The sequence below is a fragment of the Massilia agri genome (assembly GCF_024753255.1).
GTDB classification, from domain to species: Bacteria; Pseudomonadota; Gammaproteobacteria; order Burkholderiales; family Burkholderiaceae_D; genus Telluria; species Telluria agri.
In genome coordinates, this window is record NZ_JANUHA010000013.1 from 41,028 (window position 1) to 62,648 (window position 21,621).

The 21,621-nt window shown below is 67.7% G+C and carries 14 protein-coding genes; 5 read left to right on the top strand and 9 right to left on the bottom strand.

Annotated elements, in window-relative coordinates; translation table 11 throughout:
• Window positions 1–269: 269 nt before the first annotated feature.
• Complete coding sequence (gene pelA / locus NX780_RS17420) at window positions 270–3,371, bottom strand: pectate lyase (RefSeq protein WP_258829148.1); 3,102 nt, start codon at window positions 3,369–3,371, stop codon at window positions 270–272.
• A 93-nt stretch (window positions 3,372–3,464) separates the two neighbouring features.
• Window positions 3,465–6,383 carry a TonB-dependent receptor domain-containing protein gene (locus tag NX780_RS17425; protein WP_258829149.1) on the bottom strand — a complete coding sequence of 973 codons (2,919 nt, stop codon included), beginning with the start codon at window positions 6,381–6,383 and terminating at the stop codon, window positions 3,465–3,467.
• A 412-nt stretch (window positions 6,384–6,795) separates the two neighbouring features.
• On the opposite strand from NX780_RS17425, the gene NX780_RS17430 reads away from it, so the two are divergent.
• The gene (locus tag NX780_RS17430) at window positions 6,796–8,244 is read left to right on the top strand and encodes a Gfo/Idh/MocA family protein (RefSeq protein WP_258829150.1); all 1,449 of its coding nucleotides are present in this window, start codon (window positions 6,796–6,798) and stop codon (window positions 8,242–8,244) included.
• 10 nt (window positions 8,245–8,254) lie between these two features.
• On the opposite strand, the gene NX780_RS17435 is transcribed toward NX780_RS17430, so the two are convergent.
• A complete protein-coding gene (locus tag NX780_RS17435) occupies window positions 8,255–9,184 on the bottom strand; it encodes a LysR family transcriptional regulator (protein WP_258829151.1) in 930 nt (309 codons plus the stop codon).
• Between the two features lie 132 nt (window positions 9,185–9,316).
• On the opposite strand from NX780_RS17435, the gene NX780_RS17440 reads away from it, so the two are divergent.
• Window positions 9,317–10,060 (top strand): SDR family oxidoreductase, encoded by a 744-nt coding sequence (locus tag NX780_RS17440; protein ID WP_258829152.1) that lies wholly within the window; start codon window positions 9,317–9,319, stop codon window positions 10,058–10,060.
• 16 nt (window positions 10,061–10,076) lie between these two features.
• Here NX780_RS17440 and NX780_RS17445 read toward each other — a convergent pair whose 3' ends face one another.
• Window positions 10,077–12,029, bottom strand: coding sequence for a TonB-dependent receptor (locus NX780_RS17445; RefSeq protein ID WP_258829153.1), 1,953 nt, complete (start codon window positions 12,027–12,029; stop codon window positions 10,077–10,079).
• Window positions 12,030–12,114: 85 nt separating this feature from the next.
• On the opposite strand from NX780_RS17445, the gene NX780_RS17450 reads away from it, so the two are divergent.
• Window positions 12,115–13,173 (top strand): AI-2E family transporter, encoded by a 1,059-nt coding sequence (locus tag NX780_RS17450; protein WP_258829154.1) that lies wholly within the window; start codon window positions 12,115–12,117, stop codon window positions 13,171–13,173.
• A gap of 17 nt (window positions 13,174–13,190) precedes the next feature.
• Here NX780_RS17450 and NX780_RS17455 read toward each other — a convergent pair whose 3' ends face one another.
• Entirely contained in the window at window positions 13,191–13,430 is a 240-nt protein-coding gene (locus tag NX780_RS17455; RefSeq protein ID WP_258829155.1) for a hypothetical protein, read from the bottom strand.
• A gap of 97 nt (window positions 13,431–13,527) precedes the next feature.
• A complete protein-coding gene (locus NX780_RS17460) occupies window positions 13,528–14,760 on the bottom strand; it encodes an exonuclease/endonuclease/phosphatase family protein (protein WP_258829156.1) in 1,233 nt (410 codons plus the stop codon).
• A 168-nt stretch (window positions 14,761–14,928) separates the two neighbouring features.
• Between NX780_RS17460 and NX780_RS17465 the strand changes: the two genes are divergently transcribed.
• Window positions 14,929–15,513, top strand: coding sequence for a TetR/AcrR family transcriptional regulator (locus tag NX780_RS17465; RefSeq protein WP_258829157.1), 585 nt, complete (start codon window positions 14,929–14,931; stop codon window positions 15,511–15,513).
• Between the two features lie 88 nt (window positions 15,514–15,601).
• A complete protein-coding gene (locus tag NX780_RS17470; RefSeq protein WP_258829158.1) occupies window positions 15,602–16,186 on the top strand; it encodes a DUF308 domain-containing protein in 585 nt (194 codons plus the stop codon).
• 81 nt (window positions 16,187–16,267) lie between these two features.
• Here NX780_RS17470 and NX780_RS17475 read toward each other — a convergent pair whose 3' ends face one another.
• From NX780_RS17475 to NX780_RS17485, 3 genes are read right to left on the bottom strand one after another with little or no spacing between them, the layout of a single operon-like run.
• Window positions 16,268–17,302, bottom strand: coding sequence for a LacI family DNA-binding transcriptional regulator (locus NX780_RS17475; protein ID WP_258829159.1), 1,035 nt, complete (start codon window positions 17,300–17,302; stop codon window positions 16,268–16,270).
• 24 nt (window positions 17,303–17,326) lie between these two features.
• Entirely contained in the window at window positions 17,327–18,778 is a 1,452-nt protein-coding gene (locus tag NX780_RS17480; protein WP_258829160.1) for a glycoside hydrolase family 30 protein, read from the bottom strand.
• 11 nt (window positions 18,779–18,789) lie between these two features.
• Window positions 18,790–21,525, bottom strand: coding sequence for a TonB-dependent receptor (locus NX780_RS17485; RefSeq protein WP_258829161.1), 2,736 nt, complete (start codon window positions 21,523–21,525; stop codon window positions 18,790–18,792).
• Window positions 21,526–21,621 lie beyond the last annotated feature (96 nt).

Sequence of the window (21,621 nt, forward strand, 5' to 3'; positions counted from 1 at the left end):
GCGGCGAGTTCAAACGCGATAGGCCCTGCGGAAGCCGCGCAATGCTGGCTTCAAGCGGCATGATCTTGAACCAGGCTTACATCGACGACCGCCGTTGATCCGTTCACTGGGCGACGTCGACACTCACCTGCTGGTAGCGCGTCAGGCGCGGCGTGCCATGACGCGCGGCTTGTCCGCGGCTTGCGCCGCACACAGCGCGCTGAAAGACGCGAGCGCCGTCAGCACGAGAGCGCGCAGGGAATGCTGGAACGTGGGCATGGAGAGCCTCCTCATTTGGCCGGCGCCGGCGCTTGCGCCCTGCGCAGCCGCGCGGCGAAATCATACAAGAAGGCTTCACGCCAGCGGCTGACGGTCCTGGCACCCTGGTTCGGACCCTCGGCTGTGCGCGGCTCGGGGTCGTCGGTCCACCAGTTGGGGTAGCGGCTGGAGGGCTGTTGCGCGCGTTCCGGCGCGGGGTCGGTCGACGTGAAGCCGCCCACCTGCCCGTCCAGGCCCGGATGGTTGCTGGCGATGCGGTAGGTCCAGGTCTTGGCTTCCTTGGGCGAGAACAGGAACTGCCAGGAGCCGTCCGGCTGCGGGAAGCAGGGGAACTCCTGCTTGTCGACGACCAGCGTGGCGCGCGGTGCGGCGGGCGCCTTGCCTGCGGGTCGGTAGCGCAACTCCATGATGGCGAAGGTTTCGACATTGGTGCCAGCAGGCGGCGCGCCGTCGAACACCAGACGCGGCCTGCCCCATGCGCGCACGAACTGGCCGCCCCAATTCGCGATCCGTGGATCCTCCGGGTTCGGACCAAACAGATAGGTCAGCGACGGTGTGTCGCCCATCTTGATCTTCGGCGCGATACCGGCGAAGTAGTCGCCGAGCGCACCCGCGCCCTTGACGTGGCGTTCCACGAAGGCCGCGTTGCCGAGGTCACCGGACTGGTCGCCGCCGGCGAACCAGCCCCGATAGGTCGAGTTGTTCTCGATGACCCAGAGATCCGGATGCTCGCGCGCCAGGTAGTCGTAGGCGGCGTTCGACCACTTCTTGTTCGGCCCGCCGATCATGTAAACGCGTAGTTTCGGCTTGATGTCCGGGGCGTCGTGAAGGGCTTGCGCCAGGTCCTCGAAGCCGCCCCACAGCAGCACCCACAGCGGCCGCGCATCCTTGATCCGCGCGCGCTCGATGATCCAGTTCGAGCCTTCGGTCGCCTTCGTCCAGCCCGGCGGCGGGGCGAGGTCGGAACCGCCCTGTTTGGAGATGCCGCGCAGGTAGGCGGGCGTCGGGTAAGCCGGGGACCAGGTCTTCAACTTCGGATAATCCTTCTCGTAGGCGTCGATGATCGCGAGCAGGTGGCGCTTGCGGTCGCGCCCTTCGCCCCAGGGCGAGGCGAGCAGGCCTTCGAGTTCGACCATGTCCGCGTAGAGCAGCAGGTGGACCAGGGACTGGAAGTCGTCGAAGTCGGTGCCGCCGATGTCGGTGGAAACGATCACGCGCGGCTTCGCATCGGCGGACAGCGCCGGAACGGCTGCTTGCAGCGCCTTCAGCACGATGGGCGCGACGATCTCCGCTCCTCGCGCATTCAGGTGGGTCAGGTCGGGGCCTTTGGCATCCGGCTTGGGCGGCGGCCCCAGGGTGACGGCCTGCGCCTCGCCCAGGCCGGCGAAGGCGGCCATCGTGGCGGCATGCACATTGACGACCGCGAGGCCCTGCCCGGCCGCCGCAAGGCGCGTCGCGGCGGCCCAGGGCGCGAGGGTATCGACCAGCTTGCCGGATTCGAAGGTGCGGCGCGCCAGCGGCGTGGCGAGAATGGGCAGCGCGCCGGCGGCCCGGGCCTCGCTGGCGTAGCGGCCCATGTTTGCGGGGAACTCGGTCTTCAGGTCAGTCGAGCGTCCGGGCTTGCCCGGCTGGTCGTTGTGGCCGAAGCCGATCATGACCCAGGTCTGGCTGTAGCGGCGATTGTCCTCGAACAGCCTGCGCACGGTGTCCCAGTAGCCTTTGGCGCGGTAGCTGCTGGTACTGCGGCCGGCACGGCCCTGGTTGACGCAGACGACGGCGGGCGCGAGGCGCCGGCACAGGGCATCGCCATAACCGCCGTTCGGGGCCATGGTGGAGTCGCCCACCAGGATGAGGCGTGCCTGTTTCGCTCCCGCGGACCAGGTGGCATGCTGCGCGATCGCTTTCGCCGGCGTGGTGCCGAACCAGGCATAGCCGTTGCGGCGCTCCGCCTGCAGTTCGTTGACGTCATCATGGATGGTGCCGTCGCGGTCGCCGAACACCGGTTTCAAGGTGCGCGCGTCGTAGTAGCGCGCCCAGAGTTCGGGAGCGCCCGGCGCCGGCAGCAGTTTCCTGCCTTCCGGCGTCATCTTCCACGCCACGTCGCGCAGCGCCGCCGCGCGCAGCCAGGCCACGCCGCCGTCCACGGAAGCGCGCACCTCCGGCGAGGGATCGGGCAGGCGCATCAGGAACTGCAGCACCGCTGCAGTTTCAAGGCTGGCGAGGGCGGCCGGCTCGAACTTGCGCGCGCCGGCCAACGCCAGCGTCAAGGCGTCGTACTGCTGTCCCCAACCGCTCAAGGACGCGCCGCTTCTCTGCTGCGTCGCCAGGAACAGCGCGACGGCCTGCTCCACCGCGGCACGCGTCTCCCGCAGCTGTGCAGCCGGCACGAAGGCGAAGTCACCCTGCCCTTCCATGACGTCAGCCAGCAGCGTCACCACGCGCACCATGGCGTTGTCGTTCAGGGTCACGGCATCGTGGTAGCCGCCTTGCAGCGGATAGACCTGCGGGAAGCCGCCGTTCGGGTATTGCGCGTTCAGGACGTAGCGCAGGCCCTTCAGGAAGGCGGCGCGGTAGGGTTCGCCCTGCGCGCCCGGCAGTTGCGCCTGGACGCGCGCGAGGAAGCGCAGCTCGTTGGTGGTGGCGCCGTTGTCGAAGGTGCCGACATAGCTCCAGGAAGCCTTGCGCTGCCCGGCATCGAGGGGCACCCAGGGTTCGCCTGGCCGGCGCGGCGGGCCGGACCTGTCGATGTTCTTGCCCCAGCCGCCCGCTGGGGTCTGGAAGCTGAGGATGTTGCCTGCTATGTGCAGCGCCTCCGGCTTGCCGTACCAGGCGGCCGCCTGGCGCAGCGGCATGCCGCCGTCCTGTGGACCGCCGTGCGGGCGCGGCGTGGTGTCAAGCGGCCCTTCCGCTTGCAGCGCCGCCTTGTCCGCGGCCATCAGTTGGCGTGAGCGCGCCAGGTAGTCGCGCCATGGTCCCTGTTGTGCGGGCGGCAGAGCGGCGATCCGGGTCTCGCTCAAGGGCTGGGCCGGAGTCATGGTCGACAGTGTGGCCGCCTGGCTGAGGATGGGCGGGGCCAGGCACAGGATGGCCAGGAGAGGCAGGAGGATGCGCATGATCGGTACGTCAAAATAAAAACGGGTCCCCGGACGGGGACCCGGCAGCGGGCGGCGCAGAGCGCCGCCCTCCAGGAGACGGCAGGACACCGCTTAGAACTTGTACTCCACCGAGAGGCGGTAGACACGGCCCATCATGTCGGCCAGGCTGGTCAGGTAGCCGCCGCTGTAGATGGTGTTGGCGGTGATCGGCGGCCATTCTTCGGTGATGTTGTTGACGCCGAACTGCACGGTGGTGTTCTTGATGCCCGTGTAGCGCACGTTCAGGTTGAACTGGCTGTACTCGTCCACCTCGGTCAGGGTCGACCCGGCGCGCGGCGTCAGGTCGGTCAGGCCGGTGTTGAAGCGCTGCGACAGCGTGGTCTTCCAGTCGCCGTAGCTGTAGGTGACCGCCGCGGTGTACTTCCAGCGCGGATTCACCTGCGGCATGCCGGCCAGGCCGGCGTTCGGGCCCGCGCTGCCGAAGCGGCCGTCGTTGGTGATGATGCCGACGTTGCTGCTCCAGACGCCTCCACGCTCGCTCTGGAACTCGTACTTGTGGTACCAGGTCGCATCGAGCTTGGCGTCGAAGGTGCCGAAGCTGGTCTTCGGCAAGCGGTAACTGGCCGAGATGTCGGCGCCACGGATGCGGGTCTGGCCGCGGTTCGCCTGGCTCGCCACGATGTAGTCGATGGTGCCGTCGGCGCGGCGGTTGATGAAGTTCGCGTACTTGTCCGGGTTCTGCTGGATTTCGGCGATCGAGACCGCGCCCAGCACGTCCTTCAGCTTCAGGCCCCAGTAGTCGACGGTGATCGACAGGTCCTTGATCGGCTCGAGGCCGACGCCGAAGTTGAAGCCGCGCGACTTCTCGGGCTTGAGGTGGGTGTTGTTGGGTGACTTGGTCCAGTACGTGGTCAGCACGTCGCAGACCTGGTCGGCCGTGTAGCCCGGGGATGGGGTGCCGGTGCCCGGCTCCAGCGGCTGCGGGCCGCGGCACAGGACCGGGTCGTCCATCTGCAGGGTGCGCACTTCCGGCGTCGGATTCTGGATGTCCATGATCGACGGCGCGCGGAAGCCGCTCGACACCGAGGCGCGCACCAGCAGCTTGTCGTTCGGGGTCCAGCGGGTCGCCAGCGCCGGGTTCACGGTGGTCTGCTTCAGGTCGTCGTAGTGGTCGGCGCGCACCGAACCGTTGACCGTGAAGGTCCTGGTGATCGGGGCATCGGCTTCCAGCACCAGCGAGGAGATCTTGCGCTTGAGTTTCTTGGCCACGCCCTGCGGCACTTCGCCGATCAGGTCGGTCTGCCTGACGTTGCCGGAAGCGTCGATGTTGTAGCTGCCGTTCGCGTTCTTGAGCACGTAGTCGAGCGGCGCGTCGAAGGTGCGCGCCGAATCCTCGCGCAGCTCGCCGGATATCGCCACGACCAGGTCGCCGCCGCCCAGTTCCCACACCGGCTTGGTGACGGTCAGGTCGACGCTCTTGTTGAAGGCCTTGTTCAGGCGGTAGGTATAGTCCTCGGCCTGGATGCTGCGCAGGTACTCGAGCCCGGCCGCATCCTGCGGGCCGAAGGGGTTCAGGATGCCCTTGTCGAAGCCTTCCTGGGCCTTCGAATACAGGATGTAGCCCTCGCCCACGCGGGTGTCGCGCTTGGAGCGGCCGTAGTTCAGGCCGGCGCGGTAGTCCCAGCCCAGCACTTCGCCCTCGGCCGAGAGCACGATGCGGTCATTGCCCTGTTCGTCGTTGCGGTAGGCCGGACCCAGTTCGCCAGGGCCCCACTGGAAGTAGATGGTGCGGCCGTTCATGTTGAGGGGAGCCGGCGTGCCCGGCGTCTTCGACGGGTCGATGTACATGGCCGGGCTGGTGGTGCCGTTGTTGCTGCCCACGACCTGTGGTAGCGGCGTGATGCCGTTGCCCGGGTAAAAGCGACTGCTCGGCGACATCGAATACGTGGTGAAGGGCTGGTTCGAGCCCGGCACCTGCATGCCGCGGAACTTCTGCACCGTGAATTCGGAATGCAGCAGATCGAGATCGATCTTGTGGCCGCCGGCCAGGTTCCAGCTGGCGCGCGCGCTGACGGTGGTGATCTCGCTGCCGTCGGTGACGTGGTTCCAGAACAGGTTGTTGCGGGTGCAGCCGGGCGCATAGGTCGGCGGCGTGTTCTGGCTGGCGTTGCCCAGGGTCGGCAGCGACCAGGGCGACTCGCATCCGGTGGCGAAGGCCGGGTTGTAGTTCGAATTCGCATTGCGCGCGAAGCCGAAGTTGGCCAGCGGGTTGGGGTTGCGCGCGTCCGGCGTCAGGCCCAGGCCCAGGGTGCGCAGCACGTCGCGGTCATGCTGTTCCGGACGGTCTTTCTGGAACAGCGCGTCCTTCTTCTGGTGGTCGACGGCGATATAGGCATTGAAGCCGTCCTGGCCCAGGTTGCCCCAGCCGGCGATGGCGCCGATGCTCTTGGTGGTGCCGCCGCCGCTCATTTCGGGGCGCGCGTACTCGGCCTTGATCGAGGCGCCCTGGTAGCCGCGCTTGGTCCAGTAGTTCTGCACGCCGCCGATGGCGTCCGCGCCGTAGATCGAGGCGCCGCCCCCGTTCAGGGTCTCGACGCGGTCGAGCGCCATGCGCGGGATCACGTTGACCGAGATGTACTGGTCCTGCAGCGGCTCGTTCGCCAGGCGGCGGCCGTTCAGCAGGGACAGGGTGCGCATCGGGCCGAGGCCGCGCAGGTTGGTGACGGGACCGGCCGCGCCGGAGTTGGTGCCGAGCGAGAGCGACTGCGGCTGCTCGAGCACGAAGTCCTTCAGTTCGGTGTGGCCGCGCGCTTCGAGTTCCTGCGCCTTGACGGTGACGACGGGGTTGGTGCCCTCGTCGGCGACGCGGCGGATCAGCGAACCGGTCACGACCACCGCCTGTGCGACGGGGGTGTCGGCCGGCGGCTCGGAGGTCTGGGCCTGCGCCTGCCCTGCCAGCTGGAACAGCGCGAGGCTGACCGCGGTGGCGAGCGTGGCGCGGCGTGGGGTGGGTACAAAGTACGGCTTCATTCAGTCTCCTTGATATTTTTGTAAGAATTGATATGACCACACTTCTATCTGGTCAGGCCACTACCACAGACCCCGACCTCAACTCCTGACCTTTCTGCGAAGGCATCTGAAGAATTGATATGACCACATCATAAACTGGTCTGTCCACTTTGTTGAAAAAAAATGTTGAAATGTTCCTTTGATACATCACGCAAACGATTGCACACCCTGATTTGATCCTCAGCGGGTAGTCTGGACGATCCGTCTCGGACGGATTGCAAACGAGCCGCTGCAGGCCCCGACGGCGACTGGGCACCGATTACGGCAGTCCAGCCAATCTACTAATTGGTCTTGCCAATTCCACCGGTTCACGCCAACATAGAACTGACCGGCCTTTCGGGTTCGGCCCATTACAACAAGTTTGGAGACGGATATGAGTGAAAAGAACGTTGAGGGAATCGATCGTCGCACGGTACTGAAGACGGCCGGCGCGGCAGGCCTCTTGGCGGCGACCGGCGCCTGGGCGGCCACGCCGCGCAAGCGCTACGCGGTCGTCGGCGTGGGTTCGCGGGCGCGCATGTTCACCAATGCGATGACGGGCAAGTTCCGCGATACCTCCGAGATCGTCGGGGTCTGCGACCGCAACGCCGGGCGCCTGGCGCGCGCCGTCAAGACGATTGCCGACACCGGCGCCAGCCAGCCCCGCCCTTATGCCGCGGCGGACTTCGACCGCATGCTGCGCGAAACGAAACCGCAATTCGTGATCGTGACCACCACCGACGCCAGCCACGACGACTACATCGTGCGCGCTCTCGATGCCGGCTGCGACGTGATCACCGAGAAGCCGATGACGACCACCGCCGAGAAGGCGCAGCGCATCATCGACGCGGTCAAGCGCAGCGGCCGGAGCGTGCGTGTCACCTTCAACTACCGCTACTCGCCGCCGCGCACCCAGATCAAGGAGCTCCTGATGTCGGGCGAGATCGGCGACGTGATCTCGGTCGACTTCACCTGGCTGCTCAATACCGTGCATGGCGCCGACTACTTCCGCCGCTGGCACGCGAACAAGGCCAACTCGGGCGGCCTGATGGTGCACAAGTCGACCCACCACTTCGACCTCGTCAACTGGTGGCTGGGCGCACAGCCGGAAACCGTGCACGCCTTTGGTTCGCGCCAGTTCTACACGCCGGAAACCGCGCGCCGCATGGGTCTCTCGGGTCCGCACGAGCGCTGCCTGACCTGCCCGGAAAAGCAGAAGTGCAACTTCTACTTCGACCTGGCCGCCGACCCGGGCCTGAAAGCCCTCTACCTCGACAACGAACAATACGACGGCTATTACCGCGACCAGTGCGTCTGGCGCCCGGGCATCGACATCGAGGACACGATGAACGTGATGGTCCGCTACGACAACGGCGCCCACCTGAACTACGCGCTGTCGGCCTATGACGCCTGGGAGGGCTACCACATCGCCTTCAACGGCACCAAGGGCCGCATCGAGCACCGCATCGTCGAATCGGGCGGCGCGGCCGGCGCGGCCAAGGTGCAAAGCGGCAGCGAAAGCGTGTCGATCCGCGTGATCCCGATGCGCGGCCAGCCGCGCGACATCGAACCGATCATCGGCAAGGGCAGCCATGGCGGCGGCGACGACGTCATGCTGACCGAGATCTTCGGCGAAGGTCCGGCAGACAAGTACAAGCGCGCCTCGGACGAACGCGCCGGCGCCTGGTCGGCCCTGGTCGGCATCGCGGCCAACAAATGCTTCGAGACCGGCCGGACGGTGCGCATCGCCGACCTGGTCACCGACCTCACGCCGCCCGAGCGCGCGCCGATGCCGGACCGCCGCGCACCGATGCCGATGCCGATCCGGATCAAGATTCCCTGATCCGCCGCCGCTAGGCCTCCTGGAAGTGCCGGGCGTAGCCGCGCGCTTCGGCGTCGGCGACGACGTGGTCCACGAATACGCGGACCTTGGCCGGCAGCAGCTTGCGGCTCGCGTAGTAGATGCACAGCGGCTTCGCTGCCGCATACCAGCCGGGCAGCAGGCGCACCAGCTCGCCCGACTCCAGCAGCGGCAGCGCATGCGGCATCGGCAGCATGGCGACGCCGAGCCCGCAGGCGGCGGCGCGGGCCAGCGCTTCCGGGTCGTCGAACACGGCTACCGGACGCACAGTGGCCACCACTTCGTCCCCTGCGCCGTTCCCGAGAATCCAGGGCGTCAGGCGGCCCGTCATGATGTGACGGCGCAGCAGGCCGGCATGCTGGGCCAGGTCCGCCGGTTCGGCGGGGGCCGGATGGTGGTCGAGGTAGCCAGGCGAGGCGACCGGCACGATCCGCACCCGCGCCAGCTCCCTTGCGACCAGCCCTTCGGTCAGTTCCATGCCCCCGCCGATGGCCACGTCGAAGCCTTCGCGCACCAGGTCGACCTGGCGGTTCTCGAAGCGCAGGTCCGGCTGGATGTCCGGGTAGCGCCGCAGGAAGTCGTCCAGCAGCGGCACGATGTAATTGCGACCGACCGTCGGCGCCAGGGAAATCTTGAGCGCGCCGGCCGGCTTGCCCGCGCCCCCACGCGACTCCGCCAGCGCATCGCCGATCTCCGCCCAGGGCAGGCGTACCTGCCGGTAGAGGCGCTCGCCCTCCTCCGTCAGGCGCAGGCTGCGGGTGCTGCGCTGGAACAGCCGCACGCCCAGGCCCGTTTCCAGCCGCGCCACACTCTTGCTGACCGCGGCCGGGGTCAGGCCCAGGCGCCTGGCGGCGGCGGAGAAGCTGGCGCCGTCGGCCGCGGCCACGAAGGCGTCGAGGTGAATGGTGAGGTCGGTCTGCATGATCACGCGGCGGGAGTCCGCCTTCAGTTTATACCATTGGTTGAAACTGATAGTGCTTATCTGTGACTAGTGCGACAAAGCGCAGGGAAGGATACTGCTTCCACCCCCTCCCCCACTCTGAAAGGAATCACCATGAACACCAGCCTCAACGGGAAAGTCGCCTTCATCAACGGCGGTTCGCGCGGCATCGGCGCCGCCACTGCGCGCCGCCTTGCGCAAGACGGCGCGACCGTCGTGATCGGCTACGCAAACTCGGCCGCCGCCGCCCAGGCCCTCGCCGCCGACATCGAAGCGCAAGGCGGCAAGGCGTATCCCGTACATGCGGACGCCTCGGATGCCACGGCCTTGCGGCGCGCGATCGACGGCACGGCAGAGCGTTTCGGCCGCCTCGACATCCTGGTCAACAGCGCGGGCGTGCTGGTCCTGAATCCGGTCGACACCTTTTCCCTCGAGGACTTCGACCGCACCGTCGCCGTCAATGTGCGCTCCGTGTTCGTCGCGGCGCAAGCGGCGGCGGTCCATATGCGCGGAGGCGGACGCATCATCAATATCGGCAGCACGAATGCCGGGCGCATGCCCTTCGCCGGCGGCGCGGTCTATGCGATGAGCAAATCGGCCCTGACCGGCCTGGCCAAAGGGCTGGCGCGCGACCTGGGCGGACGCGGCATCACCGTCAACAACGTCAATCCCGGCCCGGTCGATACCGACATGAATCCCGCCGACAGCGACTTCGCCGCCGGCCTGCACGGCCTGATGGCCCTGCCGCGCCATGGCCGTCCCGAGGAAGTCGCCGGCATGGTCGCCTACCTCGCGAGCGAGGAGGCCGCCTTTGTCACCGGGGCCGACCTGCTGATCGACGGCGGCTTCGCCGCCTGATCCCGATGGCTGGGCGCTAGAGGTCGACCGACAGGTAGGCTTGAACGAGCCGGCCGTTGATGACGTCGTAAGCCCCGGCCCCGCGCAGCTCCAGGCCGAAGGTATCGAACAGGTTGCTGACCGCGACCCGCAGCGATGCCGGACGCTCGAGCAAGGTAAAGCGGTAGCGGCCTGCGAGCGAGACCAGGGTGCGCGCGGGCAGCGCGACCCGGTTGTCGACGGTGGCCGTGATCGCGCCCGTATGCGAGGCCGTCATGTCCAGCGACAGCCCATCCAGCCAGGGCGTGCGCCAGTCGAGATTGAGTTCGGCGCTGCGCCGGCTCATGCCGACCGGCCGCGCTCCTACCCGTCCCAGGCGCACGCCCTCGCCGGTCGCGCGCGGGCGCGACAGCACCGCGCCCGCCACCATGTTCAGGCGCGGGCCGAGACGCCCGGCCAGCGACACTTCCAGGCCCCGGTTCTGCACGTCGCCCAGCTGGGCATAGCGGTTGCCCGCATCGAAGTTGAAGTAGGGCTTGCGCAGGTCGAACACGGTGGCCACCAGCTTCATGTCGGGCCACAAGGCGTAGCGCAGGCCGATATCGCCCTGGGTGGTGCGGATCGCCGGCAGCAGTTCGTTGCGGTTCAGCGCATTGCTGGGCGCGACGCCGCTCTCTTCCAGGCCCCGCGTGAAGCTGCCAAAGGCAACCAGGTCCCGGCCCAGATGGGCGGCCGCCGTCGCGTTGTACAGCCAGGGCTTGTCCTCGGCGGTGGCGAGCGGCAGGCCGGGCTTTTGAAGGCGCTTGCGGTAGTCGGTCTTCTGCAGGCTGAAACCGATCTCGCCGACGTTCCTCCAGCGTCCGTCATAGGCCACGCCGCCGGTCCACTGGCGCGTGCGGTCGCGGGTCTGTTCGCCGAAGACGAAGTCCGGCTGCGGCGCATCATAGCGTGCGTCGATCGGGGTGCGTCCGAGGTCGAAGGATTGCGAGCCGTCGTAGCGGCGCTGCCTGTCGCGCGCGCGCACGCTGAGGTGGACCTTGTGCAGGCGCGGGCCTTCAGCAATGGTACGGGTGGCGCGCAACTCGCCGCTGGTCGAACTGTTTTCGGCCGGCGGATCGACGATCAGGCGCCGGTTGCCAGTGCGGTCGGGCGTCACGTCCGTCAACAGGTGGGTGAAGGCGCGGTGGTCCGCATACAGCGAACGGAAGATCCCGCCGCTTACCGTCCAGCCCTGCCCCGCACGCAGCGTTGCGAGCAGGCCGCCGTTCATCGCGGTGGTGCGGTAGTCGGCCCATTCCGGCCCGTTGAAGCGGCGCCGCTCGATGCGCGGCGGGAGCGCGCTGCCGCGCGGCAGGTAGCTGGGCGCCTTCTCGTCGTCGTAGGTCTCGGAGCGGTGCCAGAACGGGACCAGCTCGAGCGCCGCGACAGGCTGCCAGCGCAGGCTGAGCGCCGCGTTGCGGTAGCGCGAATCGGTCCCGTTCGGATATTCGTTGGTGCCAGCCGCACCGCCAAAGCCCAGGCTCAGGCTGCGCGACAGCGGCGCTTCGCCATCCAGCTCGGCATAGGCGGCGCCGTAGCTGTCGCCGCCCGTCACCAGCGCCAGCCGTGCGGTATCGCCGGGTTTGCGGAAGCTGTAGTCGACGATGCCGGTGGGCGCCGGGAAGGGATAACCCTGGGCCGAGATGCCGACCCGGATATTGGTCGAGCGCCGGATGCGCGAGGTCAAGCCCCACACCTGGTCGAAGTACAGGCCTTCGATGCGCGCATTGCCGGCGGCGATCGGCGAGAAGCCGCGCACGCTCGACGAGTTGTACAGGCCGATGGTCTCGCGCCCGACGCTGGTGCCGAAGGCATCCTCGGCCTGGCGCATCGCGTTCTCCTCGCTGCGGCCCTGGACCGCCGGCTGGTCTGCAGCGGGAGCGGTGGTCTGCGCCCAGCCCGGGGCCACGCTGATTGCAAGAAGGATGGCCGGGCTCAGAGTTTTCAGCATGGAAGATTGCACACGAATCGGAAAGACAGCGATTATCGGGTATTGATAGAGTATTATCAACGGGAAACAAACTCCGAATCGCGCGATGAAACAGTTCACCCTTCCGCAAAACTCCTTCCTGCTCCTGCTGGGGATCGTGACCCTGGCCTTCTTCTGGATCCTGCTGCCCTTCTCCGGCGCCGTGTTCTGGGGCATGGTGCTGGCCATCGTGTTCGCCCCCATGCACGACCGCATCCTGCGCGAGCTCGGCAACCGGCCCAATACGGCGGCCCTGATCTCCCTGATGCTGATCGTGCTGATGGTGATCCTGCCGGTGACCCTGATTTCCGCGGCGCTGGTCGACCAGGCGCTTGGCCTGTACGCCATGGTCAGCGGCGGCCAGCTCGACTTCAATGCGATGCTGCGCCGGATCGTGACCGGCCTGCCGGATTGGGCGGGCTCGATGTACGAGCGCTACTACCCGACCGTCCTCTCGACGATCCAGGAGAAGCTCGCCGCCGGCGTGGCCCAGGCCAGCCAGCTGGCGGCGCGTTATGCGGTGAACGTCGGCTCGAGCGCGCTCAACTTCCTGGTCAGCATGACGGTGATGCTCTACCTGCTGTTCTTCCTGTTCCGCGACGGGCGCACCATCGCGGCCCGCATCAAGCGCGCGGTGCCGCTGAGCTCACGCTACAAGAAGCCCCTGTTCGACAATTTCACGACCGTGATCCGCGCCACCGTGAAGGGCAATGTGCTGGTCGCGCTGGCGCAGGGCGCCCTCGGCGGCCTGATCTTCTGGTTCCTCGACGTGCCGGGGCCGGTGCTGTGGGGTGTGGTGATGGCCTTCCTGTCCCTGCTGCCCGCGGTCGGCGCGGCCATCATCTGGGGTCCGGTGGCGGCCTGGTTCCTGTTCACGGGTTCGGTGTGGCAGGGCGCGGTGCTGGCCCTGTATGGCGTGCTGGTGATCGGGCTGGTCGACAACCTGCTGCGTCCCATCCTGGTGGGCAAGGACACCAAGCTGCCGGACTACCTGGTGCTGCTGTCGACCATCGGCGGGATGGCCTTGTTCGGCCTGAACGGCTTCGTGATCGGGCCGGTGATCGCGGCCCTGTTCATCGCGGCCTGGAGCCTGTTCGCAAGCTCCGAGGAGTTCCACGGGGAGTAAGCCGCGATGCGGGCGGATCAGGAACGGGACCTGGTCCCGCGCCTGGTCCTGCGTGCGTGGCTGCGGCTCCTGCGCCGCGACGCCGAACGGTGTGCCGGCTTGCGCTTCGCCTTGGTTTCGCCGGCGGCGCTGCGCTGCTTGTTGACGATGCGGGCCGCGACCTCCTCCTCGCGCCCCTTGTAGCGCTTCTCTTTCTTGAACTTGCGTTCCAGTTTCTTCGATTCGCGCTCTCGCCTCGGGCTGGCTCCTCTTGGCATGTCGTTCTCCTGTAGGCTCTGGAACCTGCATGGTAAGGAGACGCGCCCCGGGACGGCGCACGGATCGGCTCGCGTGCGCCGGCGAACGAAGCCTGCCTCAGAACGTCAGCGTGACACTGCGCGGGCAGTGGTCGCTGGCCTCGAGGCGCTGGTTCGGCACCTGCACGACGGCGGTCTTGCGCGACACCAGTCCCGGCGCCTGGCGCGCCGCCAGTGGGCCGCTCAGCACGATGTGGTCGAGTCCCGTGAAGCCGCGGCATGCGGAATCGGCCTGCAGCGGCACCTGCGTCAGCGGGCGGCCCGCGTCGGCCAGTTCCTGCCAGAGGTAGCGCGTCGCCACCTTGCCCGTCGCATCCTCCTTCGGTGCGCCGAGCGGATTGCTGCCGTCGATGCGCACCTGCTCCGGCTTGATGGCGGCGGCGGCTTCCTCGTCGATGCGGCGGTTGAAGTCGCCCAGCAGCACGTACTCGGGGCTCTGCTTGCCCACGCTGTCCAGCCAGCGTTCGAGCGGCGCGACCTGGCGGTTCAGGACCGTGCACGCGGTGGCGGGATCGTCCAGCAGGCGTGCCTGGTAGATCGGGGTCGGCACGATGTTGGCGCAACCGGACTTCAGGTGCACGTTCAGGAAGCTCACGCGCCGTCCCGGCAGCTGCAGTTCGAGCGCCAGGCCCGGGCGCACCTTGCGCGCCTTCGGGTCGCCGGGGTTGTCGACCACCGCCAGTTCGCGGTTGACGCTGCAGCGGCCCGCTTCCTTGCTCAGGCTGCGGTCCCAGGCGAAGGCCACGGTCTGGAAGCCCTCGTGCGGCGCGTCGCAGACATCGAAGCGGTCGGCATAGCGGCCCAGCAGGGTCTTGACCACCTCGGCCGAGCGCACTTCCTGGAAGGCGAGCACGCGCACGCCCTGGGTCTCGATCAGCTTGTCGACGGTCGCCTGCAGGCCGGCCAGCTTGGCGGCGTAGTCGACGGCGGTCGGCGGCGTTTCCCTGTTGCGGCCCAGGTAGGCGTTACATGGCGCCATCATCGAGGCCTGCTCCGGCCCTCCGGCCAGGCGCTCGGTGTCGGCGACGCATTGGGCCGCGACCTTCACCGCCTGGTCATCCGGACGCATGCCGCCGGGGCCGCGCTTGGGGCGCGTGTCGCACCAGGACACGGCGCTGCAGACGGCGGCGTGGCGCTCGAAGTCCTTTTGCGAGCCGGCCCAGGCCAGGTTGAAGGAGGCGACGCCGATCTGCACGGGTGCGCCTGGTGCGGCGGGTTCGGCGGCGTGGATCGCGGGAGTGGCGAGCAGCGCTGCCAGCAGGGCAATGCGCGTCGGGGTAAAAGTCGGCATGGGGCGTTTCTTCACAGGGGCGCCTGTCGGCGGGCCGACCGGCTGAATCAATGGGCGATCGGTCGAAGCGATCGGATGGCGCTGGGATTATCGCGGAGTTCGGCGGCCGCAGCAATGTGCCGGCAATCTTGGCTTGACTCCAAACCTACCAGTAGGTAGGATGAACGCATGAAGAAGACATCCACGACCGCCGACGACATCCTGGCCTGCGCCCGCTCCCTGGTCATCGCAGGCGGCTACAACGGGTTCAGCTATGCCGACATCGCCGAGACCGTCGGCATCCGCAAGCCCAGCATCCACCACCATTTCCCCAGCAAGGCGGAACTGGTGACCACGCTCGTCAGCCGCTACCGCCAGGACGCGGAAGACGGCATCGCCAATCTCGGGCATGCCATTCCGGCGCCACTCGAGCAGTTGCGCGCCTACATCGGCTACTGGAAGGCCTGCATCGGCGACGCGAGCGCGCCCTTCTGCGTATGCGCCCTGCTGGCCAACGAACTGCCGGTATTGCCCGACACCGTCGCCCACGAGATCCGCGCCTATTTCCGCTTCCTGTCCGGCTGGCTCACCTCGGTCTTCGAGCGCGGCGCGACGCAGGGAAGCATCGTCCTGAAGGAGTCCCCGCGCATCGAGGCGGAGACCTTCATGGCGACCGTCCACGGCGCCATGCTCTCCGCCCGGGCCTACGGCGACACGGGAACGTTCGCCACCATCATGGATCCGCAACTGGCGCGCCTCACCGCCGGCGCCTGAATCCGACAGCACGGTCCGTACGGGTACAGCGCAGCCTGCCGGACCGCAATCCATTTGCGCCCACGATCTACCAACTAGTAGGTATATTATGAAGAACGACATGGCCTTGCCGGCCGCCCCCGCCACCTCCGCCACCCAGGAGGGCTGGCTCAAGACGTACTACTTCACCAGGGCGGGGTTCTCGATCGCCTGGATCGCCCTCGCGACCATCTTTGGTGCAGGATTCCCGGCCATTGCAGCGGCCTTGCTGATCGTCTATCCGGCCTGGGATGCGCTCGCCAACCTGGCCGACGGCCAGCGCAGCGGCGGCATCCTGTCGAACCGGCCCCAGGCCATCAACGTGGTCGTCAGCCTGGCGGTGACCGCCGCCATCGCCGCCGCCCTCCCCGACATGCACCGCGTGCTCGCGGTATTCGGCGCCTGGGCGATCCTCTCGGGACTGCTCCAGCTGGCGGCCGCCCTGCGGCGCTGGAAGCACAGCGGCGCCCAGTGGGCGATGATCCTGAGCGGCGCCCAGTCCGCGCTGGCCGGCGCCGTCTTCATCCACCAGGCGGGCGGACAGGCCACGCCCTCGATCGCCACCGTGATCGGCTATGCCGGCTTCGGGGCCTTCTATTTCCTGGTATCGGCGCTGGCGCTCGGCATCAAGGCCCTGCGCGCGCGCCGCGGCTGAGAACTCCCAGGGACGCTTCGCACGCGCCGCGGAACACCCTGCACGTCGCGCTGCGGCCCACGAGCGATACCGGACGTCGAACTATTCCTTGAACCTTGCCGTGGCGCGTTCCCGCGGTCGCGCAAGCGAAGCCCGCAGCGCCAGGCTGACCGGGAATTCGCGCACCACCGGACGCCGGCCGCCGTCGCACAGATTGAGCAGCTCGGCAACGGCGCTGGCCGTCATCTCGCGCCACGGTATGCGCACGGACGTCAGGGGCGGCGCCGAATAGGCGGCGCTGGGCGCATCGTCGTAGCCGATCACGGAGACATCGTTCGGCACGCGCAGGCCCGCTTCGTAGAAACAGGAAATCGCGCCGAGGGCCATTTCGTCGTTGGCGCAGAACAGGGCCGTGAAGCTGGTGTTCGAGGCCAGCAGCTCGTGGGCGGCCGACCAGCCCGCGCTGGAGGAAAAGTCGGCCTCGCTCACCCACATGGCGCCGGTGTCGATGCCGGCGGCTTCCAGCTCGCACATGAAGCCTTCGATGCGCTCGACGTTGTCCTGCACCGCCCAGGGACCGGCCAGCACGGCGATCTCGCGGTGCCCGTGCTCGAGCAGCGCCCGCGCCGCCAGGCGCCCTCCCAGCACGTGGTCCACCGTGAAGCACTGCCCGGGGATGCTCTTGACGTCGTAGTTCAGCGCGACCAGGCGGCGGCGCCGCTCGCCGAACAGCGCCAGGTCTTCTTCCTGCAGGGGACTGGTGAGCACGATCACCCCGTCGCAGCCGCGCTCGAGCAGCAGGTTCACGCCGTCGACCGCTTCGCGCCGAGCCTCGCCCTTGCCGGTGCCGAAGCCGATCATCATGTGCAGGCCGGCGCCGCGCAGCTCGGCGTCGATGATCTTCAGGATGGCGGTATAGAAGGTCCCCGACAGCATCGGGATGTACACCCCGATCATGCGCGAGCGCCCGTACAGCAGCGAGCGCGCCGTGTGCGAGGGCCGGTAGCCCAGCGCGTCGATGGCCTGCCTGACCCGCTCCAGCTTGTCGGGCGACACCGAGCCCTTGCCGCGCACCACGCGCGACGCGGTCCCGGTCCCCACCCCCGCCATGCGGGCCACATCCTTGATCGTCGCCACGGTCCTCCCCTGCTTCTTCTCCGGTTAACGTAGCACAGTCTGGATGGCGCGGGCCGGAATGTCCACCGCCACCTCGGCGCCATCGACCTGCAGCCGATAGCGCTGCGCCCCGTCGGTCCGGTTCATCACCACGATCGCCAGGGCGCCGTCCGGATTGCGGAAGGCCACCGTGTCCAGCGTGCTGCGGCTGGTGGTGGCGCCCACGCGCCTCGCCCCCGGCTTGATGTAGCGGGTGAAGTGGCCCATGTAGGCGTAGCTCGGCGTGTAGACCAGCTGGCCGTCGTCGCTCGCGTGCAGCAGCGCGAAGCAGTAGTTGCCCACGTGGTTGGGTCCGCCGCGGCTGTCGAGCAGCATGTTCCAGTCGATCCACCCTGCCGCCCCGGCGTTCAGGTCGGCCATGATCTCGCTGCCGTAGCGCTCGCCGTTGGCCCAGTCCTGCAACCTCGCCGGATCGAACTTCTCGACGGTCGCCTCGGTCATCAGGAGCGGCACGTCGGGATACGCCGCGTGCACGGCGGCGACGTTGCGGTGCATAGGCTGGCCCTTGGCCCAGGTCTCGTACCAGTGGAAACCGATGCCCCAGACGTAGGGCCGCGCCTTCGGGTCCGACAGGATGTGGGCGGCACGCTGCGGCAGCAGGTCGCGGTTGTGGTCCCAGACGATGATCTTCTTGTCCTTCATCCCGGCCCGCGTGAGCGCCGGCCCGAGGTGGTCGCCCAGGAAACGCGTCTCTTCCTCGGCGGTGTAGATCATCGATTCCCAGCGCTGCCTGGCCATCGGTTCGTTCTGCACCGACAGGCCCCACAAGGGAATGCCCGCCTTTTCGTAGGCCTGGACGAACTTGACGATGTAGTTCGCCCACAGGTCACGGTTCTCCGGCAGCAGGCTGCCGCCCTGCAGCATGTTCTTGTTCGACTTCATCCAGGCCGGCGCGCTCCAGGGGCTGGCGAAGACGCGCATCTGCGTTCCCTGCGCCCTGGCGGCGGCCAGGGAGGCGCGCAGCAGCGGCACGCGGTGGCACATGTCGTGCTCGATGCTGAAGGAAGCCAGGCTGCGGTCGCCGTCCTTGACGTAGGTGTAGCTGCCGCTGCTGAAGTCCGAACTGTGGATCGTCGTTCTCAGCACGTTGTAGCCCAGGCCTTCGCGCGGGTCGAAGTAGGCCTTCAGGTAGGCCTGCTGCGCGGCTGGAGTGAGCTTCGCATAGACCTCGGCCACCGCATCGGTCACGGCGCCGCCGAAGCCGAACACTTCCTGGTAGCGCTGGCGCGTATCGACAAACACCGCGGTCTCGGTTTCCATCGGCTGCCCGGCCGGGCGCGGCGCGCCGAGCGCCTGCACGGCGAAGCGCTGGCCGCCGCCCTGCGCGGTGGTCACCACCTGCCAGGTGGCGCTGGTCCCCTGCGCACCCGCCGCCGCTCCCATCATCGTCAGGGCCATCCCGCACACCACGCGCATCGCGTTTCGTCTGGTCGTCATTCGCTCTCCTTTTACAGTTTATAGTTCACGCCGAACAGGACCTGGCGACCGTAGGTCGTGTAGCGCTCGGGCGCATAGGCGCCGCTGGCGAAGGGGCTGCCCTGCTTGGTCTGGTAAGGTTCGTTGCCCAGGTTGTTCACCTGCAGCATGAGGGACAGGTTCTTCCATGGGCCGCTCTGGAACTCGTAGCCCAGCTGGATGTCGATCTGGTCCTCCGCCATGATCTCGCTGAAGGCGCGCTGGGCGAACAGGCCCGTGACCTCGCCGCGGAAGGCGGAGCGGTAGCGCTGGGCCACGCGCGCCGAAAAGCCGTGCTTCTCGTAGAACAGCGTGATGTTGCGGACCACGCCGGACAGGCCCGGCAGCTTTTCCGTGGTGCCCGGTCCGTTCGGGCTGATCGAGCTCTCGGTGCCGGAGACGCTGGCCTGCACGCCGAAGCCGTCCAGGGGCTGCCACAGCATGCCGAACTGCAGGGATCCGCTGAGTTCGACGCCACGCACGAAACCGCCCTGCCCGTTGGCCGGCTGGTTGATGGTGCCGATGTTCGTCAGCGGCACCACGGCGCTCGAGTTCGGGAAGCCGGTGAAGTCAAAGGGGCGCTGCTGGTTGTAGATGTAGCTCTTGAGGTCCTTGAAGAAGTAGGCGGCCGATACATAGCTGCCCTTGCCCAGGTAGTGCTCGAGCGAGAGGTCGAAGGAGTTCGCGCGCCACGGCTCCAGCTGCGGATTGCCGCCGCTGCCGTTCCACATGCGCGTGGTCTGGTCGACGCCGGCCGACACGCCGGCGCGCATGTCGGACATGCGGGGCCGCGCGACGGTCTTGGCCACGCCCATGCGCATATAGGTGTCGTGCAGGTAGTGGCCGAGGTCGAAGTTCAGGTTCACGCTCGGCAGGACGTCGTTGTAGGAGTGGTCGTCGGAGAGCGGCGTGATCACGTTGTTGCTCACCGCCTTGCCCTGCGCATCCTGGTTCACGTGGACGTACTGCACGCCGATGTTCCCGCGCAGCGGCACGTTGCCCAGGTCGGTGTCGATGCCGAGGCGCAGGTAGCCGATGGCCTGCTTCTCGCTCACCGCCCAGTCCTGCTGGGCCACGTCGGTATCGACCGGTCGCTTGACGTAGAAGCGGTCGATCGCGGCGCGCGGGTCGAAGGAGAGCACGCCGGGAATGCCGGCCCAGGCCAGCGAGGTGGTCGGCTGGATGATGTCGGCCGGGACGGTCGTCAACGCCCGGTCGTTCTTCAGCCAATAGGTCTGCGAGACGTCTTCGTGCGACTTGTCGCGCTTGGAGTAGCTCAGGCCCGCCTGCACATTGCTGAAGAAGCCGTCGAGCTCCCCGCGCACGTTCAGCTTAGCCGCGCCCAGGCGGTCTTCGACACGCGGGTGGTGCATGGTGGCGTCGTGGCCCCAGCCGCCGACGTCGGTCAGCCTGATGATGCCGGGGTTGGTGAAGTCGATGCTCGGCGTGAACTGCGGCAGGCCGGCGCCGACCGGGATGCGGAATTTGAAATCGTTGTCGGTGACGCCTGAATTGGCCGGTCCCAGGCCGGCATAGGTCTCCGAGGTCGTTTCGCGGCGCTTGGCCGTGGACCAGGACAGGTCGCCGTCGACCGACCAGCGATCGTTGAGGCGCAGCTTCGTATTCCAGCCCAGGGCGCCCATCTCGTCGCGCCGCTCGTTGTAGTCGTTGCGCACGATCGGTTCCAGGTTGACCAGGCTGCCGCCGGTGAGCAGGCGCACGCCGCCGATGGTCTCGACCTGGGGATCGCGGTAGGTGACCGCGCTCCACTGGTGCGAGTTCCACATCATGCCGCGCATGACCTCTTCCTGGTCGAACTGCGAGTAGTACAGGTCGAGGGTGGAACGCAGGTCGCGGCTCGGCTTCCAGTCGACGACCGCCATCAGGCCGTCGCGCACCTGCTTGCGCGAGGTCGAGGTGACTTCGGCGCCCTTCAGCGCGACCACGTCCTCCATCCCGGCCGGGAGATTGTTCTCGGTGCCCCACCACCAGGACTTGTATTCCTTCTGCTGGCCCGGCGTGTCGAGGTGGGCGTAGCCGATGGCCAGGCCCAGGGTGTTGTTCAGGTACTGGTCGATGTAGGACACCGAGACGCGCTTGCCGCGGGTCGACCAGCCGCTATTGAGTTCGCCATTGCTGTTATGCTCGCCACGCACATTGACGGCGATGGTACGGCCCTTGCGGTCGAGCGGACGCACGGTGCGCAGGTCGATGGTGCCGGACAGGCCGGCCGCCGTCATGTTGGCGTCGGGCGTCTTGTAGACCACCACGCCGCTGAGCAGCTCGGACGGGTACTGGTCGAATTCGGCGCTGCGATCGTTGCTGGTGCTGGTCTGTTCGCGGCCGTTGAGCAGGGTGACGCCGAAGTCCGGCGCCAGGCCGCGCAGGGAGATCACCTGGGCGCGGCCGGCCACGCGCTGCGCGGTCAGGCCGGGCAGGCGCGCGATCGATTCCGCGATCGACTGGTCCGGCAGCTTGCCGATGTCTTCGGCGGTGATCGCTTCGACGATCGAGTCCGATTCCTTCTTGATCGCGATCGACGTTTCGATACTGCCGCGGATCCCGGTCACGACCACCTGGGACGGGACGCCTTCCTGCGATGGGGCCTGGGACTGGGCTTGCGCCGATGCGCTCCACAGGCAGAGTGCGCAGGCGGCGGCGATGGGGCGCAAGCGGATTGCATGGGTGACGGCCGCATCGGCGCCACGGGCGTTGCGAATTCGAGTCATGTGGGTCTCCTGAATTGTTATTCTGTGTCTTGTTTTGGAAACGCTGCCAAACGAGGACGCTATCTGGGAACGTCTTGCTGCCTGGTTTCACTGCAC